Annotated in this window: 17 protein-coding genes; 16 read left to right on the forward strand and 1 reads right to left on the reverse strand. The window is 70.5% G+C overall.

What is annotated here, in order from left to right; translation table 11 throughout:
* Nucleotides 1-64 precede the first annotated feature (64 nt).
* The 14 genes from ftsW (at nucleotide 65) to ACYVJ3_RS14640 (ending at nucleotide 11,911) form a co-directional block, all read left to right on the forward strand.
* A complete protein-coding gene (ftsW, locus tag ACYVJ3_RS14575) occupies nucleotides 65-1,246 on the forward strand; it encodes a putative lipid II flippase FtsW (protein ID WP_460853773.1) in 1,182 nt (393 codons plus the stop codon).
* A 5-nt stretch (nucleotides 1,247-1,251) separates the two neighbouring features.
* Complete coding sequence (murG, locus tag ACYVJ3_RS14580; RefSeq protein WP_460853774.1) at nucleotides 1,252-2,337, forward strand: undecaprenyldiphospho-muramoylpentapeptide beta-N-acetylglucosaminyltransferase; 1,086 nt, start codon at nucleotides 1,252-1,254, stop codon at nucleotides 2,335-2,337.
* A complete protein-coding gene (gene murC, locus ACYVJ3_RS14585) occupies nucleotides 2,334-3,704 on the forward strand; it encodes a UDP-N-acetylmuramate--L-alanine ligase (RefSeq protein ID WP_460853776.1) in 1,371 nt (456 codons plus the stop codon). Before murG ends, murC begins: the two co-directional genes overlap by 4 nt.
* Complete coding sequence (locus tag ACYVJ3_RS14590) at nucleotides 3,697-4,419, forward strand: cell division protein FtsQ/DivIB (protein WP_460853777.1); 723 nt, start codon at nucleotides 3,697-3,699, stop codon at nucleotides 4,417-4,419. The genes murC and ACYVJ3_RS14590 overlap by 8 nt, the downstream gene beginning before the upstream one ends.
* 299 nt (nucleotides 4,420-4,718) lie before the next feature.
* Nucleotides 4,719-5,921, forward strand: a complete 1,203-nt coding sequence (gene ftsZ, locus ACYVJ3_RS14595) for a cell division protein FtsZ (protein ID WP_460853778.1) — start codon at nucleotides 4,719-4,721, stop codon at nucleotides 5,919-5,921.
* A gap of 26 nt (nucleotides 5,922-5,947) precedes the next feature.
* Entirely contained in the window at nucleotides 5,948-6,637 is a 690-nt protein-coding gene (pgeF, locus tag ACYVJ3_RS14600; protein ID WP_460853779.1) for a peptidoglycan editing factor PgeF, read from the forward strand.
* Complete coding sequence (locus ACYVJ3_RS14605; protein WP_460853781.1) at nucleotides 6,634-7,332, forward strand: YggS family pyridoxal phosphate-dependent enzyme; 699 nt, start codon at nucleotides 6,634-6,636, stop codon at nucleotides 7,330-7,332. Before pgeF ends, ACYVJ3_RS14605 begins: the two co-directional genes overlap by 4 nt.
* 52 nt (nucleotides 7,333-7,384) lie before the next feature.
* The gene (locus tag ACYVJ3_RS14610; protein ID WP_460853782.1) at nucleotides 7,385-7,867 is read left to right on the forward strand and encodes a cell division protein SepF; all 483 of its coding nucleotides are present in this window, start codon (nucleotides 7,385-7,387) and stop codon (nucleotides 7,865-7,867) included.
* Nucleotides 7,868-7,969: 102 nt separating this feature from the next.
* Entirely contained in the window at nucleotides 7,970-8,263 is a 294-nt protein-coding gene (locus ACYVJ3_RS14615; RefSeq protein ID WP_460853783.1) for a YggT family protein, read from the forward strand.
* A 137-nt stretch (nucleotides 8,264-8,400) separates the two neighbouring features.
* On the forward strand, nucleotides 8,401-9,201 hold the full coding sequence (locus ACYVJ3_RS14620) for a DivIVA domain-containing protein (RefSeq protein WP_460853784.1): 801 nt from the start codon (nucleotides 8,401-8,403) through the stop codon (nucleotides 9,199-9,201).
* Between the two features lie 161 nt (nucleotides 9,202-9,362).
* Nucleotides 9,363-10,139, forward strand: coding sequence for a TraR/DksA family transcriptional regulator (locus tag ACYVJ3_RS14625; RefSeq protein WP_460853785.1), 777 nt, complete (start codon nucleotides 9,363-9,365; stop codon nucleotides 10,137-10,139).
* Between the two features lie 17 nt (nucleotides 10,140-10,156).
* Complete coding sequence (locus ACYVJ3_RS14630; protein ID WP_460853786.1) at nucleotides 10,157-10,417, forward strand: hypothetical protein; 261 nt, start codon at nucleotides 10,157-10,159, stop codon at nucleotides 10,415-10,417.
* A 37-nt stretch (nucleotides 10,418-10,454) separates the two neighbouring features.
* A complete protein-coding gene (gene lspA / locus ACYVJ3_RS14635) occupies nucleotides 10,455-10,976 on the forward strand; it encodes a signal peptidase II (RefSeq protein ID WP_460853787.1) in 522 nt (173 codons plus the stop codon).
* Nucleotides 10,973-11,911 (forward strand): RluA family pseudouridine synthase, encoded by a 939-nt coding sequence (locus ACYVJ3_RS14640; RefSeq protein ID WP_460853788.1) that lies wholly within the window; start codon nucleotides 10,973-10,975, stop codon nucleotides 11,909-11,911. Before lspA ends, ACYVJ3_RS14640 begins: the two co-directional genes overlap by 4 nt.
* Before the next feature lie 103 nt (nucleotides 11,912-12,014).
* Here the strand turns inward: ACYVJ3_RS14640 and ACYVJ3_RS14645 are convergent, their stop codons facing one another.
* Nucleotides 12,015-13,724 (reverse strand): DEAD/DEAH box helicase, encoded by a 1,710-nt coding sequence (locus ACYVJ3_RS14645; RefSeq protein WP_460853789.1) that lies wholly within the window; start codon nucleotides 13,722-13,724, stop codon nucleotides 12,015-12,017.
* A 131-nt stretch (nucleotides 13,725-13,855) separates the two neighbouring features.
* Between ACYVJ3_RS14645 and dnaE the strand changes: the two genes are divergently transcribed.
* Both dnaE and ACYVJ3_RS14655 read left to right on the forward strand, forming a co-directional pair.
* Nucleotides 13,856-17,431, forward strand: coding sequence for a DNA polymerase III subunit alpha (gene dnaE, locus ACYVJ3_RS14650; RefSeq protein ID WP_460853790.1), 3,576 nt, complete (start codon nucleotides 13,856-13,858; stop codon nucleotides 17,429-17,431).
* Complete coding sequence (locus ACYVJ3_RS14655; protein ID WP_460853791.1) at nucleotides 17,428-18,006, forward strand: hypothetical protein; 579 nt, start codon at nucleotides 17,428-17,430, stop codon at nucleotides 18,004-18,006. The genes dnaE and ACYVJ3_RS14655 overlap by 4 nt, the downstream gene beginning before the upstream one ends.
* The last annotated feature ends 226 nt before the right edge of the window (nucleotides 18,007-18,232 follow it).

Here is an 18,232-nt window from a genome sequence, read left to right on the forward strand (position 1 = left end):
CACCACCGTCTCGCCCGAGCGCCAGCCCCGCTTCAAGCTCGGCCTCAAGCTGCCGCGGATCTCCGTGGCCCGGCCCGCCTGGGTGCAGGCCGCCAAGGACGCGCTCGACCGCCCGCTGACGACCTACTACCTGCTCCTCGGCTCGGTCGCGCTGCTGCTGACCATCGGCCTGATCATGGTGCTGAGCGCCTCGAGCGTCTACTCCTACCGCCTCAACAACGGCAACTCCTACGCCGTCGTCGAGCGCCAGCTGATGTGGGTGATCCTGGCGATCCCGTGCGGTTTCTTCGCCTCGCGGGTGTCCCAGAAGTGGCTGCGCAGCCTGGTCTACCCGGGCTTCGCCCTCTCGCTCGCGCTGCTCTTCGCCACGGTGTTCCTCGGCCGCGACGTCAACGGCAACACCAACTGGCTGGTCCTCGGCCCGGTCCAGATCCAGCCCTCCGAGATCGCCAAGTTCGCGCTGATCATCTGGGCGGCCCACATCTTCGCCAACAAGGAGCGCCGCCTCGGCCGGCTCAACGAGATGCTCATCCCGGTCGTCCCGGGCATGGGCCTCGCGCTGCTGCTGGTGCTCGCCGGCGACGACCTCGGCACCGCGCTCGTCTTCTTCGCGATCCTGATGGGCATGCTCTGGGTCGTCGGTGCACCGCGGCGCCTGTTCGGCCTCGGCCTCGGTGCGGTCGCCCTGCTCGCCGGCCTGCTGGTCGCCATCGACCCCGTGCGCATGGCCCGCCTGACCAACTTCATGGACCCGATGGCGGCGTACCACTCCACTGGCTGGCAGGCGGTCCACGGCCTGTTCGCGCTCGCGAGCGGCGGCGTCTTCGGCGAGGGCATCGGCGCCAGCCAGCAGAAGTGGGGATCGCTGCCCGAGGCGCACACCGACTACATCTTCGCGGTGCTCGGCGAGGAGCTGGGCCTGGTCGGCACGATGCTGGTCGTCGCGCTGTTCCTGGTCATCGCCTACGCCATCGTGCGGATCGCGCGCGAGACCACCGACCCGTTCATCCGCTACGCCAGCTTCGGCATCGCGATCTGGCTGCTCGGCCAGATGATCATCAACGTCGGCATGGTGCTCGCCCTGCTGCCCGTCATCGGCATCCCGCTCCCGCTCGTCTCGTACGGCGGTTCTAGCCTTGTCCCGACCCTGACCGCACTCGGTCTGGTGATCGGATTCGCCCGGCGCGAGCCGGCCGCTGCACGCGCGCTGGCCATGAAGCGCCGGGACAAGGCGAAGGGACGCTGAACCCCGTGAAGGTGCTGCTCGCCGGCGGTGGAACCGCCGGTCACACGTCGCCGCTGCTCGCGACCGCCGACGCCCTGCGTCGCCTCGACCCGTCGGTCGAGATCACCTGCCTGGGCACTCCGCGCGGCCTGGAGAACACCGTCGTCCCGGCCGCGGGCTACCCGCTCGAGCTGGTCCCGCCGGTCCCGCTGCCGCGCCGCCCCAACGCCGACCTGGCCCGCGTCCCGGCGCGCCTGCGCGGTGCGGTCAAGGCCACCCTCGACATCATCGACCGGATCCAGCCCGACGTCGTCGTCGGCTACGGCGGGTACGTCTCCATGCCGGCGTACGTCGCCGCGCGGCGGCGCAAGCTGCCCCTGGTCGTCCACGAGCAGAACGCCCTGCCGGGCATCGCCAACAAGGTCGGCGCGCGCCTGGCCGACCGGGTCGCGGTCAGCTTCCCGGACACCCCGCTGCGCAACGCCGAGTACGTCGGCCTGCCGATCCGCCGGATGGTCTCGACCCTCGACCGCGCAGCGCTGCGCGACGAGGCCCGCGCGTTCTTCGGCCTGGACATCGAGCGCCCGACGCTCGTCGTCACCGGCGGCTCCCAGGGCGCGTGGCGCCTCAACCGGGCGATCGCCGGCGCCTCGGCGGCACTGGGCGCGGCCGGCGTACAGGTCCTGCACGTCGTGGGGCCCAAGGGCACCGAGGACCCCGAGTGGGTCGAGCCGGTCCGCAGCGGCGTCCCGTACGTCGTGGTCCCGTACGTCGACCGGATGGACTACGCCCTGGCCGCCGCCGACCTGATGGTCTGCCGCGCAGGTGCCTCCAGCGTCAGCGAGGCCGCCGCGGTCGGCGTACCCGCCATCTTCGTGCCGCTCGCCATCGGCAACGGCGAGCAGGCCCTCAACGCCAAGCCCGTCGTCGACGCCGGGGGAGCGCTGCTGCGCGCCGACGCCGACTTCGACGCCGACTACGTCGCCGACATCGTTCCCGAGCTGGCCAACGACCCGGCCCGGCTGGCCGCGATGAGTGCCGCCGCCTCGGGCCTGGTGCACCGTGACGCCGACGAACGCCTGGCGCGGATCATCCTCGAGGTCGCCAGGTGAAGATCCCGGTCCCCGCCGAGATCCTGCCCGCCGACCAGCTCGGCCGGGTGCACTTCATCGGCATCGGCGGCGCCGGGCTCTCCGGCATCGCGCGGCTGATGCACCAGTCCGGCGTACCCGTGACCGGCAGCGACGGTGCCGACTCGGCCGTCGTCCAGGCGCTGCGCGCCGAGGGCATCGAGGTGTACGTCGGGCACGCCGCCGACCAGCTCGGCGACGCCGACACCGTGATCGCGACGACCGCCGCTCGCGAGGACAACCCCGAGATCGTCGCGGCGCAGGCCCGCGGGCTGCGACTCTGGCCGCGCTCGGCCGGCCTGCAGTCGGTGCTCGTCGGCCGTCGCGTCGTCGCGATCGCCGGCACCCACGGCAAGACCACCACGACCGCGATGACGACGGTGGCGCTGCAGGAGGCAGGGCTGGACCCGACCTTCGCGATCGGCGCCGAGGTCGCCACGCTCGGCACCAACGCCCGCCTGGGCTCCGGCCCGGTGGCGGTCGTCGAGGCCGACGAGTCCGACGGCGCGTTCCTCGTCTACACCCCCGAGCTGGGTGTGATCACCAACGTCGATGCCGACCACCTCGACCACTGGGGCACCGAGGAGGCCTACGAGGCCGCCTTCGCCGAGTTCGCGGCGCGCGCCGGCACCACCATCGCCGAGCGCCCCGACCTCGCGACCGTGACTGCCGGCTTCGACCGGGACGCCCTGGTGCGCGGCAGCGACCTGGTGATCGAGGGTGGGCGCACCCGCTTCCACGTGACCGCGCGCGGCGTCGACCTCGGCGAGGTCGAGCTGGCCGTGCCCGGCCGCCACTACGCCCAGGACGCGCTGTTCGCGCTGGCTGTCGGGCTCGAGCTCGGCGGTGAGCCTGCCGCGCTGATCCGTGGGCTCGCGCGCCACCAGGGCGCCAAGCGCCGGATGGAGTCGATCGGGGCGGTCGACGGCGTGCGGGTCTACGACTCCTACGCCCACCACCCCAGCGAGATCCGGGGCGACCTCGAGGCCGCCCGGTCGCTGGTCGCCGAGGGCGGCCGCCTGATCGTCTGCTTCCAGCCCCACCTGGTCTCGCGCACCCGCCTCTTCGGCGCCGAGATGGGCCGGGAGCTCTCGGCCGCCGACCACGTCGTGGTGATGGACGTCTACCTCGCCCGCGAGGACGCCGACCCCGAGGTCACCGGCGCGCTCGTCGCCGACGCGGTCACCCTGCCCGCCGGGAAGGTCCGCTTCGAGCCGGACCGCGCCGCCGTCGTACCTCTCCTCGCGGGTCTCGCCGGGCCCGGCGACGTCGTGCTCACCCTCGGTGCCGGTGACGTGACCGCGCTCGCACCGCAGGTCGTCGAGGCGCTGGAGCGGGCGCGTGGCTGACCCGCAGGCCCGGACCCGGCGCCGGTTCGCGCGCCGGCAATGGGGTCGACGCTGGCTGACCTGGCGCTACCTCCTGGTCGTGCTGCTGGCCCTCGCGCTCGGGGGTCTGGCGATCTACGCCGTCTACTTCTCCCCGTGGCTGCGGGTCGAGGGCGTCCAGGTCGTCGGGATGCAGCAGCTCAAGACCGAGCAGGTCCTCAAGCGGGCGCAGGTGCCGATGGGGGAGACCCTCGCCCGCACCGACCTGCACGCGATCGAGCTGCGCGTCGAGGCGATGCCGATCGTGAAGTCGGCCGACGTCTCCCGCTCCTGGCCCCACAAGATCCGGATCGAGGTCGTGGAGCGTACGCCGGTCGCGGTGCTCGCGCGTGACAGCTACTTCGTCCAGGTCGACGCCTCCGGCGTACCTTTCATGCCGCGCCTGAAGACCCCCGGCCGGCTGCCGACCATCGAGACCGGCCCGACCGCCGATGCCAGCGCGCTGCGCGAAGGTGCCAAGGTCGCCGCGGCCCTGCCGCCCGAGATCGCCAAGCTCGTCGACCACATCAGCGTCGACACCATCGACCAGATCGACCTGGTCCTGCGCGACGGCCGTCGTGTGCGCTGGGGGAGTGCGGACGAGTCCGACGCCAAGGCCCAGGTCCTGCTCGACCTGCTCAAGACCAAGGCGCGGTCCTTCGACGTCTCCGTGCCCGGGCTGCCCACCACCCGCTGAGCCTGCGAGGTGCTGCAGGTTTCCCAAGGGATGCAGGGAAACCTGCGCTTCCCAGGGGTTGCAGCGCCAGGGGAGTGCAGGTTCGGCTGCATCCCTTGGGAAACCTGCAGGGTGGCGGCGTGTCTGCCGCATTCGGTACGCCGGGCTGCCTACTGTCATGACCACGAAGAGGTTGACATAACTATAACCCTCAGGCTGAGGGTCACGGTTGAGGCCTCGGAGACACGGAACTTCAAGCAGGTCTTCCTGCACAGCACGCGAACGCACATCAGTCACACGGAAACGAGGAGTGGTCCACCGTGGGAGCAGCACAGAACTACCTGGCCATCATCAAGGTGGTGGGCATCGGCGGCGGCGGCGTCAACGCCGTCAACCGGATGATCGAGGTCGGGCTCAAGGGCGTCGAGTTCATCGCCATCAACACCGACGCGCAGGCGCTCCTCATGAGCGATGCCGACGTCAAGCTCGACATCGGTCGTGAGCTGACCCGCGGCCTGGGTGCCGGCGCCAACCCCGACGTCGGGGCCAAGGCGGCCGAGGACCACGCCGAGGAGATCGAGGAGGTGCTCAAGGGCGCCGACATGGTCTTCGTGACCGCGGGTGAGGGTGGTGGCACCGGCACCGGTGGCGCTCCCGTCGTCGCCCGCATCGCCCGCTCGCTCGGCGCGCTGACCATCGGTGTGGTCACCCGCCCGTTCCAGTTCGAGGGTGCGCGCCGCAAGAAGTCGGCCGACGACGGCATCGAGCGGCTCCGCGAGGAGGTCGACACCCTCATCGTCATCCCCAACGACCGGCTGCTGCAGATCTCCGACCGCAGCGTCTCGGTCATGGACGCCTTCCGCCAGGCCGACCAGGTCCTGCTGCAGGGTGTCTCCGGCATCACCGACCTGATCACGACCCCGGGTCTGATCAACGTCGACTTCGCCGACGTCAAGGCCGTCATGTCCAACGCCGGCTCGGCGCTGATGGGCATCGGCTCGGCCCGCGGCGACGACCGTGCGCTGGCCGCTGCCGAGATGGCCGTCTCCTCGCCGCTGCTCGAGGCGAGCATCGAGGGTGCGCACGGTGTGCTGCTCTCGATCGCCGGTGGCTCCGACCTCGGCATCTTCGAGATCAACGAGGCGGCCGCCATGGTCGCCGACGCGGTCCACCCCGAGGCGAACATCATCTTCGGCACGATCATCGACGACGCCCTCGGCGACGAGGTCCGTGTGACCGTCATCGCCGCCGGCTTCGACGGCGGCATGCCCAAGCGTCGCGACGGTGCCACCGCGCTGCGTCGCCCCGGCCAGGAGGAGACGTCGTCCGCCGCGGCCGCGGCCGCCACCCGCCGCGAGGACTCGGCCCCGGTCACTGCCTCGGCGCCCGCGTCGCAGGCCACGGTCCAGACGTCGCAGCCCTACCAGCAGTTCCAGCCGTCCCAGCCGGAGCCCGCCGCGGCCCGTCCCGCGCCGTCGATGGACTTCGACGACGACCTGGACGTCCCCGACTTCCTCAAGTAGGTCGTCCCGCTCCGACCAAGGGCCTGATGTTCGCGTTCCGTGCAACCGTCGACCCGGGCACCCGTGAGGGTGCCCGGGTCGATGTCGCGTTCTCTGACGCATCGCTCGACCTGCAGGAGGGCGGCGACGCGTTCGACACCGGCGTCGCCGCGCTGGTCGCCGAGATCGGCGTACCCCTTGCTCGGCTGACCCAGGTCCACGGGGCCGACGTGATCACGCTCGAGGACACGCCCGAGGGGAACAGGGGAGATGCCGATGCCCTCGTTACCGATCGCCCCGGCGTCGCGCTGATGATCCGGGTCGCCGACTGCATCCCGGTGCTGCTCGGCGACGCCGATGCCGGCGTCATCGGAGCTGCCCATGCGGGCCGCCGCGGCGTCGAGCTCGACGTCGTCACCCGCACCGTGGAGCGCATGCGCGCTCTCGGCGCCACCGACATCCGCGCATGGATCGGACCGCACATCTGCGGCCACTGCTACGAGGTGCCCGAGGCCATGCGCGACGAGGTCGCCGCGCTCGTCCCGCAGACCCGTGCCGAGACCTCCTGGGGCACGCCCGCCCTCGACCTGGGCGCCGGCGTCGCGGCACAGCTCGCCGCCCTCGGCATCGAGGCCGAGCAGGTCCCCGGCTGCACCCTGGAGGACACCCGTCTGCACTCCTTCCGTCGCGACGGCGCCGCCGCCGGCAGGTTCGCGGGACTGGTGTGGATCCCGTGAGCCGCCTCGACGAGCTCCGCGCCGGCCTGGAGCAGACCCACGCCCGTATCGCCGCTGCCTGCGCAGCCGCCGGGCGCCCTGCCGCCGACGTGCACCTGACCGTCGTCACCAAGTTCTTCCCGGCCTCCGACGTACGCCTCCTCGCCGAGCTCGGTGTCAGCGACGTGGGGGAGAACCGCCACCAGGAGGCCGAGGCCAAGCAGGCCGAGACCGCCGACCTGGGCCTGAGCTGGCACTTCATCGGCGGCCTGCAGACCAACAAGGCGGCCGCCGTCGCGAGGTACGCCGACGTCGTGGAGTCCGTGGACCGCGAGGCCCTGCTGCCGCGACTCGCCCGGGGAGCGGCGGAGGTCGGACGCCTCGTCGACGTGCTCCTCCAGGTGAGCCTGGACCCGCCCGGCGCCGACCACCGTGCCGGCGTACATCCCGACGAGCTGGCCGACCTGGCCGCGGCCGCGACCGCCACCGACGGCGTCCGGTTGCGCGGCCTGATGGCTGTCGCACCGCTCGGTTCCGACCCCGCTGAGGCGTTCGCGCGCCTCGCGCGGATCCGCGCGGGATTCCTCACCAACCACCCCGAGGCCGACGTCTTGTCGGCCGGGATGAGCGGCGACCTGGAGCAGGCGATCGCAGCCGGCGCGACACACGTGCGCGTCGGGTCCGCGGTCCTCGGTTCGAGGCCCCCTGTCAAGTAATGTCCGAAACACGACCAATGGCTCCGACCGGAGCCCAGAGGAGGCAAGTGCCATGAGCGGTGCGATGCGCAGGATCGGTGAGTACCTCGGCCTGCTCGAGGACACCAGCTACGACGAGTACGACGACGAGGGTGCCCAGGCGCCCGTCCGCGCGCCGCGTCCCGTGCGTGAGGCCAACGTCGCCGACATCAGCGAGCGTCGTCGTCCCGTGGCGACCGCTCCGGCGCCGGCCCAGGCCCAGTCGGTCGTCGCCGAGCTCTCCCGGATCACGACCCTCCACCCGCGCACCTACAACGAGGCGCGCGCCGTCGGCGAGTCCTACCGCGACGGCACCCCGGTCATCATGAACCTCGGCGAGATGGACGATGCCGACGCCAAGCGTCTGGTCGACTTCGCCGCCGGCCTGATCTTCGCCACGCGCGGCACCATCGAGCGCGTCACGAACAAGGTGTTCCTGCTCTCGCCGCCGAACGTCACGGTCGCGCAGGAGGACAAGGCTCGCATCGCCGACTCGGGTTTCTTCAACCAGTCGTAGCCGAGCGTCGGGTCACGCGGTTCGGGTGACCCGACCTCGTCATCGTGGAGAGCCGTGTCGCTGTCGCGACACGGCTTTCGGCTTCTCCCTAGGATTGGTGTCGTGAACGTCGTGGGTCAGGTCATCGAGGGTGTGGTGTACCTCTTCATCGGTCTGCTCTGGATCCGGCTGGTCACCGACTGGATGCTCCAGTTCGCCCGCTCGTGGGAGCCGAAGGGGCCGCTGCTGGTCCTGCTCGAGGGTGCCTACTCCGCGACCGACCCTCCGCTGCTCGGTCTGCGCAAGGTGATCAAGCCGGTGCGCATCGGCGGGATCTCGCTCGACCTGGCCTTCGTGATCGTCATGGTCCTGGCGTACGTCGTCCTCGCCGTGAACCGCCAGACGCTGCTGGCGTGAGCGTCCGGCGAGGCCCGGATGGCCGGCCGAGAGCCGCCTTCGGAACGTCTCGGGATGTGAGGACTCTCGATACTGATGTGACAGGCGCTAAGGTTCGTGACTGACAAGTCTTTCCCGGCTCGAAGATAGGTGAGGTCATGCCGCTGACGCCCGAGGACGTGAGCAACAAGCGCTTTACGCCGGTCCGGCTCCGTGAGGGCTACGACATGGGTGAGGTCGACCAGTTCCTGGACGAGGTGGAGGCCGAGCTGGCCCGCCTCACCCAGGAGAACGACGACCTGCGCGCGAAGCTCGCTGCTGCCCAGTCGGGCTCTGCCGGCTCGTTCGACAACTACTCGGCTCCGACCGCTGCGCCGGTCGCCGAGCCCGAGCCGCCCGTCGTGGCCCCGGTCGAGACCAAGGTCGAGGAGCCGGCGCCCGTCGTCGCTCCCGTGGCCGCTCCGGTCGCCGCCCCGGCCGCTGCGGGTGGTGTCGAGACGATCCGTGTCGAGACCGTGCCCCAGGCGTCCAACGCCGCTGCCCGCCTGCTCGAGATCGCCACGCGTAACGCGGACGAGCTCGTCGAGGAGGCCAAGAACGAGGCCGACCGCATCGTCGGCGAGGCCCGTACCAAGGCCGAGCGCCTCGAGAACGAGGCCAAGGGCAAGGCCGACCGCCTCGAGACCGACGCGCGTACCCGCGCCGAGGGCCTCGACGGCGAGACCGCCGAGCGTCGTACGCAGCTGTTCGGCGACCTCGAGAAGGAGCGCGACAAGCTCTCGGCCGAGGTGGAGAACCTCCGCTCGTTCGAGCGCGAGTACCGCTCCCGCCTCAAGAGCTACTTCACCCAGCAGCTCGACGCGCTGCAGGTCCCCGGCGACACCGTCGCGCCGGCGGCCGACGAGGCTCCGGCCCCGAAGCGTCTGCGTTCGATCCTGGGCGAGGAGAACAACGCCTGAGGCTCGTACCTCTGCTGTACGCCGACCGTCCCCGATCTTTCGGGGACGGTCGGTGCCTATTTACGGGGTTTCTCCTTGGCGGCGACCCGCAGACCCGTTAACCTCCGGTGCAGCCCGTCGGCCACCGCTGACGGGCTCGTCGCTTGCGAGGAGAGCAAGGCATGGCCCGCAACACCAAGAAGTCGTTGGCCGGATCGGCCGCGTCCGCTGCCCGTCGAGTCCTGCGCCCCACGAGGGCCAAGGCCGAGGAGCCGGCGAAGAAAGCCGCGCCTGCTGCGAAGAAGGCCGCTCCGGCGAAGAAGGCTGCGCCTGCCAAGAAGGCCGCGCCTGCCGCGAAGAAGGCCGCGCCTGCTGCGAAGAAGGCCGCGCCTGCTGCGAAGAAGGCTGCTCCGGCCAAGAAGGCCGCGCCTGCTGCGAAGAAGGCCGCTCCGGCCAAGAAGGCCGCGCCTGCTGCGAAGAAGGCCGCTCCGGCGAAGAAGGCCGCGCCCGCTGCCAAGGAGGCCGCGCCGGCCAGGAAGACGGCTCCCGCCAAGAAGTCGACCCCCGCGACCCTTCCGCGGCTGGCTGGCGAGGAGGCCTGGTCGAAGGCCGAGCTCAAGGAGATCATCACCGAGCTCCACGAGCAGCGCGCCCACAGCGAGCAGGTCATCGAGGCTCAGATGGCCGATCTGACGGGCCTATTGCACGACGCCGGTGACGGTGCGGGCCAGGACCAGGCCGACGTCGGCGCCACCAGCTTCGAGCGCGACCACGAGCTCACGGTCCTCAACCACGAGCGCGAGAAGGTCACCCAGATCGAGCGGGCGTTGGCCCGGATCGACAACGGCACCTACGGCATCTGCGAGGAGTGCGGCGAGCCGATCGGCAAGAACCGGCTGCTGGCCTTCCCGCGCGCCACGCTCTGCATGACCTGCAAGAAGCGCGAGGAGCGTCGCTGACGGCGACGACGTCCGCCGTGGTCGAGCTCGACCGCCGTCCCGGCGGTGTGGAGATCGCGACCGTGGTCATCGTCTCGATCGCAGTCGCGGCCGGTGGTCTGTGGGGGATCCTGCACGGTCTGGCGCGGCACGCATCGCTGCTCTCGCGGCTGCTCTTCGGCGCGATGCAGGGCGTCGGTGGCGCGATGGTCTTCGGCATGGCGGCGCTGCTCGTCGTGACGGTGGCTTCGGGTCTGTGGGGCCTGGTCCTCGCGGCGGCGCGACGCCTTCGAGGATGACCGCACCGCTCCGACCGTGTGGGAAACTCGGCGCACCATGGAAGAAGCGCGAGGAACACGAAAGCGGGCCTGGCTGCTCTTCGCAGTCGTCGCACTGCTCTGGTACGCCGTCGACCAGGTGACCAAGCACCTCGCGGTCACCAAGCTGGAGACCGGCGAGCACCACCACCTGATCGGCAGCCTGCTGCAGCTGCAGCTGCTGCACAACGCGGGCGCCGCCTTCAGCCTGGGGACCGGCGCGACCTTCGCGCTGAGCTGCCTTGCCATCGTCGCCACGATCGTCGTGCTCTGGTTCAGCAAACGTCTGGCCGATCCGGTCTGGGCGGTGGCCCTCGGCCTGCTCCTCGCCGGCATCGACGGCAACCTGACCGACCGTGTCTTCCGCGATCCGGGCGCCCTCAGGGGTCACGTGGTCGACTTCCTGGAGCTGCCCCACTGGCCGGTCTTCAACGTCGCCGACATGGGCATCAACATCGGTGCCGTGCTGCTGCTGGTCCAGATCCTGCGCGGCATCACCATCGAGGGTCGCCGTACCCCGGAAGAGGACTCCTCGAAGTGACCGCCGTCGACCACCGCAGCCTGCCCGTCCCCGACAGCCTCGACGGCGAGCGCATCGACGTCGCCATGGCGCAGCTGTTCGGCGTCTCGCGCACCCGCGCCGCCGAGCTGATCGCCGACGGTCGGGTCACCCTCAACGGCAGCACCGTGACCACCAAGAGCGAGCGGGTCTTCCCCGGAGCCGACCTCGACGTCGCGATCCCGCAGGTCGTCGACCCGCTCCAGGTCGTCCCCGAGATCGTCGAGGGGATCAAGATCATCCACGACGACGACGCCATCGTGGTGATCGACAAGCCCGTCGGCGTCGCCGTACATCCGAGCCCCGGTTGGCGCGGCCCGACCGTCGTCGGGCATCTCGCCGCCGCTGGTTTCCGCATCTCGACCAGCGGTGCCAAGGAGCGGGAGGGCATCGTCCAGCGCCTCGACGTCGGTACGTCGGGCGTGATGGTGATCGCCAAGTCCGAGCACGCCTACTCCGTGCTCAAGAACGCCTTCCGCCACCGCACGGTCGACAAGACCTACAACGCGCTGGTCCAGGGGCATCCCGACCCACTCGAGGGCACCGTCGACGCGCCCATCGGTCGGCACCCCAAGTTCGACTACAAGTTCGCGGTGATGGAGGACGGTCGCCACAGCGTCACCCATTACGAGACGCTCGAGGCACACCGTTACGCGAGCCTGCTCGAGATCCACCTCGAGACCGGCCGCACCCACCAGATCCGCGTCCACATGAGCGCCCTCAAGCACCCGTGCGTCGGCGACATCACCTACGGGGCGGACCCGGTGCTCGCCCGCAGGCTCAAGCTCGAGCGGCAGTGGCTGCACGCGGTCAAGCTCGGCTTCGAGCACCCGGAGACCGGCGACTACGTCACCTACGAGTCGACGTACCCCGACGATCTCGCGCACGCCCTCGAGGTCGTCCGCAACTCCCATTAGTCCCACCAGTAACCAGCTCTCACCGGTTCCTGAACTTCCAGGGGGATGCGTTGGGGTGGAAGTTCAGGAATCACCGGTGAACCGGTGATTCCAACACCGCCGCTCAGGCGTCGGTGAGGGAGGCCCCCGGCAGCCAGTCGGCGCCGAGCAGCTCGGCGACCTCGGCGAGGCCGGCGGTGTCGCCGCCGACGGCGTCGGTGGCGGCAGCGATGCGCTCGACCATCGCGCGGCCGACCTGCTCCTCCACGGTGCCCTCGGCGTAGGCGATGTGCCAGGGGGAGACCTGGTGGTCGCGGTGGGTGCGGCCGGTGACCTGCCGCCCGGCGATCCCGGAGAAGCGCGCCTGGTGGAACACGCCGACGCGCGGCGCGGTCGTCGCGACGCGGCCGTCGGGGAGCGTCTCGCCCGCGTGCAGGCTGATCGAGGCGACGGTGGTGAACACGCAGACGGGCGCGGCCCCGGTCTGGAAGCGCAGCCGCTCGGCCTCGACGTCGAACCGGTCGCGACCGTAGATCGTGGCCACGGACAGGCCCGAGTCGCGCAGCCGGTCGGCGATCGGGTCGGCGGCGGTCCCCACGAACTCGACCGAGCACGCCACCTGGCGTCCGGCGTCGACCTGCTGACCGATCCAGGCGACCGTCGAGTCGACCCGGATCAGGCCGGCCTTCTGCCGGAACCGCAGCAGCGCCGCGCGACCCTTCGCGGTGTTGCGTCCGCGCCGGGCGATGTCCATCTCGCGGCAGAACTCGCCCCACTCCGCGTCGTACGCCGCTCGCTCGGCCGCCGTCAGCGTGACCGGCATGCCCGAGATGGGCACGGGGCCCCACGGCGCGGGGCGGTGCAGCATCGCGGGCGGATCCTCCTCAGCCAACCAGCCGCGGACCAGCTTGAGGTCGGCCGCCCGGCGGCCGGGGTCGTCGGTCCAGGTCGCGCCGTACCGCCCACCGCGCTCGATGGCGACACCGTGGCGCTCCAGCGCGTCCGCGAAGGTGGCGGCGGGCGTCGAGGCCGTGATCCACGAGCGGACCGGCTCGCCCACGACCTGGGCGTACGCCGGCGCGAGGTACGGCAGCTCCAAGGGAGTGTGCCCCGGGGTGGCCGTGGTCGCGATGATGAACGGCGCGCGGTCGTGGGGGAGTCCCTGCCCCGAGACCTTGGCCCAGTGCTTGAACCGCTTCGTCGTCGTACGCCGCAGCGCGTGGGCCTCGTCGGCGATGACGATGTCCCACGGGTGGCCGGCGACTTTCTCCAGGCGGTCCCAGGTGATCACGCACCAGTCGAGCCCACCGTCGCCGAGCGCGGTGATGGTGCGGCACCAGTGGCCGATGGTGATGGCGGCGGGCCGGTCGGCGACCACGAGCACCCGCGATGCGCCCCGTAGCGAGCCGACCGCGGTCGCGGCCAGCACCGCCGTGATCGTCTTGCCGACGCCGGGCTCGTCGGCGAGCAGGAACATCCGTCCACCGGCCTCGGCGCGGGCGGCGATGGCGTCGGCACCCTCGAACTGGAGCTGCCGTGGCTCGAGCGCGTCGGTGGCGACAGGGTTGGTCGTGCGAGCGCCCGGGTTGAGCTCGTTCTCGACGAACCGGCCGAGCGTGTAGGGCCCCGGGCGGTACGGCTCGAGGTGCGGGGGCAGTCGCGCCCCGACGTACAGGTGGCTCTTGACCGCCGGGTGCCAGGTGGCGCCGTCGACGGACTCGCCGTACGGCACGTCGAGGACCCACAGCCGCTCGCCGGGCCCGACGAACGGCAACGGCCGCGGGGCGCGAGGGGTTCGTGTGGCGCGGGAGCGGGAGGTACGTCGGCGGGCCACCCCGGGACCGTACCGGTCGGCCGCTCGCTGTCGGTGGAGCCTGTCAGGATGGGTCGCTCGGGGCCGGTAGTCTGATGCTCTTCCCCGATCAACCACCCGCCCGCCTGACCGCGAGGAGCGCCGTAGCACCGATGGCCGGTTCAACCGGGGACTTCGCCCACCTGCACGTCCACACCGAGTACTCGATGCTCGATGGGGCCTCGCTGCTCGACGGCCTGTTCAGCCGCGTCAGCGACCTCGGCATGAAGTCGATCGCGATGACCGATCACGGCAACCTGCACGGTGCCTACGACTTCTACTCCAAGGCCAAGAAGTACGACGTCAAGCCGATCATCGGCATCGAGGCCTACATCAGCCCCGGCACCCCGCGCGGCGAGCGCAAGCGCGTGCGCTGGGGCAAGGGCGGCTCGGACGAGGAGGGCGGCGACGACGTCTCCGGTGGTGGCGCCTACACCCACATGACCATGTGGGCCCAGAACACCACCGGCATGCACAACCTGTTCCGGCTCAGCAGCCGGGCGAGCATGGAGGGCTACTTCTACAAGCCCCGGATGGACAAGGAGATCCTCGCCCAGCACAGCGAGGGGATCATCGTCTCCACCGGCTGCCCGTCCGGCGCGATCCAGACCCGGCTGCGGCTCGGCCAGTGGGACGAGGCCGTCCGCGAGGCCGGCGAGCTGCGCGAGATCTTCGGGCACGACAACGTCTACCTCGAGCTGATGGACCACGGCATCAACATCGAGAAGCGGGTCCGTGACGACCTGCTGCGCCTCGGTCGCGAGCTCAACCTCAAGCCGATCGCGACCAACGACTCCCACTACAACAACCCCGAGGACGCCAGCGCCCACGAGGCCCTGCTCTGCGTCCAGTCGGGCAGCCGGCTGACCGAGCCGCCGTACTCCCAGGGCGGCAAGCGGTTCGCCTTCGAGGGGACCGGCTACTACATCAAGTCGGCCGAGGAGATGCGCGAGCTGTGGGGTCGCCAGGACCTGATGGCTGCCTGCGACAACACCCTCGAGATCGCCGAGCGGTGCGAGGTCGAGTTCTTCGAGTCGACCGGCGGCTACATGGCCAAGGCCGACATCCCCGACTCCGAGACGGAGGAGTCCTGGCTGCGCAAGGAGGTCTTCCGGGGCCTGGAGTCGCGCTATCCGGGTGAGGCGCTGACCCAGGAGGTCAAGGACCGCGCCGAGTTCGAGCTCGACGTCATCACCCAGAAGGGCTACTGCGGGTACTTCCTCGTGGTCGCCGACTTCATCCAGTGGTCCAAGGACAACGGCATCCGCGTGGGACCGGGTCGTGGCTCCGGTGCGGGCTCCATCGCGGCGTACGCCCTGCGCATCACCGACCTGTGCCCGCTGGAGCACGGCCTGTTCTTCGAGCGGTTCCTCAACCCGGAACGTCCCTCGATGCCCGACTTCGACATCGACTTCGACGACCACCGCCGCGGCGAGGTCATCAAGTACGTCACCGAGAAGTACGGCGCCGAGAAGGTCGCCCAGATCGCGACGTTCGGCCGGATCAAGTCCAAGCAGGCGATCAAGGACGCCGCCCGCATCCTCGATCACGGCTTCGCCATCGGCGACAAGATCACCAAGGTGCTGCCGCCCGACGTGATGGGCAAGGGCGTCCCGCTCAAGGAGCTGTTCAACCCCGACCACAAGCGCTACTCCGACGGTGGCGAGTTCCGGGCGCTGTACGCCGAGGACCCCGAGGTACGCCGCATCTACGAGGTGGCCACCGGCCTCGAGGGCCAGATCCGCCAGACCGGCATCCACGCGGCCGGCGTGATCATGGCCAGCGAGCCGCTGATCGACATCGTCCCGCTGATGGAGCCCAAGCAGGACGGGCAGGTCGTCACCCAGTTCGAGTACCCGAAGTGCGAGGAGCTCGGGCTGGTCAAGATGGACTTCCTCGGTCTGTCCAACCTGCACACGCTCGAGGACGCGCTCGACAACATCCGCGCCAACCGCGGCGAGGACCTGGTCCTGGAGGAGCTCCCCTTCGACGACCGGGCGACGTACGACCTGATGGGTCGCGGCACCACGCTGGGCGTCTTCCAGCTCGATGGCTCCGGCATGCAGTCCCTGCTGCGCCTGATGCAGCCCGACTGCTTCGCGGACATCACCGCCGTCTCCGCGCTCTACCGCCCGGGTCCGATGGGTGCCGACTCGCACACGAACTACGCGCTGCGCAAGAACGGCCGCCAGGAGATCGACTACATCCACCCGGCGCTGGAGGAGCCGCTCAAGGAGGTCCTCGGCGAGACCTATGGCCTGATCGTCTACCAGGAGCAGGTCATGGCGATCGCGCAGGTGCTCGCCGGCTTCTCGCTGGGCGCTGCCGACAACATGCGCCGCGCCATGGGCAAGAAGAAGATCGACGAGCTGAACAAGCAGTTCGCCGCCTTCGAGGCCGGGATGCTCGAGCGGGGCTACCCCAAGGAAGCCGTCAAGACGCTCTGGGAGATCCTGCTCCCGTTCGCCGACTACGCCTTCAACAAGTCGCACTCGGCGGCGTACGGCGTCATCACCTACTGGACCGCCTACCTCAAGGCCAACTACCCCACGGAGTACATGGCCGCGCTCCTGACCTCGGTCAAGGACAACAAGGACAAGATGGCGATCTACCTCAACGAGTGTCGCCGGATGAAGATCGCCGTCCTGCCGCCCGACGTCAACGAGTCGGCCCACAACTTCACCGCCGTCGGCAACGACATCCGCTTCGGCCTGACCGCCGTGCGCAACGTCGGCTCCAACGTCGTCGACGGCATCGTCGAGGGCCGCATGGGCAAGGGCCGCTACAGCGACTTCAACGACTTCCTCGACAAGGTGCCGCCGCAGGTCTGCAACAAGCGGGTCATCGACTCGCTGATCAAGGCCGGCGCGTTCGACGACATGAAGCACCACCGCTCGGCGCTGGTAGCGATCCACGAGACGGCCGTCGACCAGTACGTCGACATCAAGCGCAACGAGGCGATCGGGCAGGACTCGCTGTTCGCCGGCCTCGGCGACGACGGGGAGGAGGGGGCCTTCGGCACCCACGTCACGATCCCCGAGATCGACGAGTGGGAGAAGATGAAGCTGCTCGGCTACGAGCGCGAGATGCTGGGGCTCTACGTCTCCGACCACCCGCTGCTCGGCCTCGAGCACGTGCTGTCCAACGGCACCGACCACACCATCGGCCAGCTGATCGCCGACGAGGCGATCCCGCAGAACACCACGGTCACCGTCGCCGGCCTGGTCACCAGCGTGCAGCGCAAGGTCACCAAGAACGGCGACCCCTGGGCGAGCATCACCCTCGAGGACCTCGAGGGTGCCGTCGAGGTGCTGCTGTTCCCGAGCTCCTACCGACTCGCGGCGCCGTATCTCACCGAGGACGCGATCCTGCGGGTGCGTGGCCAGCTCGACAAGGAGCGCGAGTCGGTCCAGCTGCGGGGACAGGAGGTCACCGTCCCCGACATCGAGGCCAGCTCCGACGGCCCGGTGACGATCAGCCTGCCCGCCACCCGGTGCACCGGCCCGGTGATCCAGCAGCTCCGCGAGGTGCTCGCGACCCACCCCGGCATGAACGAGGTCCGGCTCAAGCTGCTGATGCGCGACGCCACCCGGGTGATGAAGCTCGACGACCGGCTGAGGGTCACGCCGTCTCCCTCTCTGTTCGCCGACCTCAAGCAGTTGCTCGGTCCTGGATGCTTGGCCGGGTGACGATGACGACGCCGACCGCGCCCCCGGGGCGCCGCTATCGCCCGCGCCTGCCTGCCGGCGCCTCCATCGGCCTGCTGGTGGCCTCCCTGCTCGCCCTCGCCGCCGGCGCGGCCTCCCTGGGCGGCTGGCTCTGGTGGCGCTGGTGGTCGCCCGCTCCGGCTGGCGAGATCTTCCAGCGTCGCGACCTCAGCTACTCCTGGTACGCCACCCCTCTGGACCCCGGTCAGACCCATGTCGCCTCCGGCACCTTCGAGTACGTCCTGGTCGGCCTCGGCCTGGCACTGCTCGTCGGCATCGTCATCGCGGTCCTGGGCCGCAATCGCCCCTTCATCACGCTCGGGACGGCGGTCGCCGCCGCCGCCCTCGGTGCGTGGTTGATGTGGTGGGTGGGCGTGGCGATGAGCCCTCCCGACCCGCAGCGGTGGGCCGACAAGGCGCACCTCGGCAAGCACCTCAAGGGGCACCTGGCAGTCGCGGGATGGACGCCGTACCTCGTCTGGCCGGTCGGCTGCCTACTCGGCTTCCTCGGCGTGATGCTCACGATCTCGGGCGAGCGCGCGAAGCCTCCGGTCTAGACGAATTCCCCGATTCGGCGGACGGCCGTCGGGGTTGTGGTGCAGCATCGGCGCGTTCGGTCGGACCGTTGCGAGGAGAAACCACCATGTCGGACGAGTCCGGGGCGCCCGTGGTGCCGCCCATGCCGCCGATGCCTTCCGTCGCCCGCAAGCCGCGCTGGAAGAAGCGCGTTGCGCTGGCGACCGGGGGAGTCGTGCTGGTCGGTGCGGCCGTCGCCGGTGCCGT

Source organism: Nocardioides montaniterrae (genome assembly GCF_054782655.1).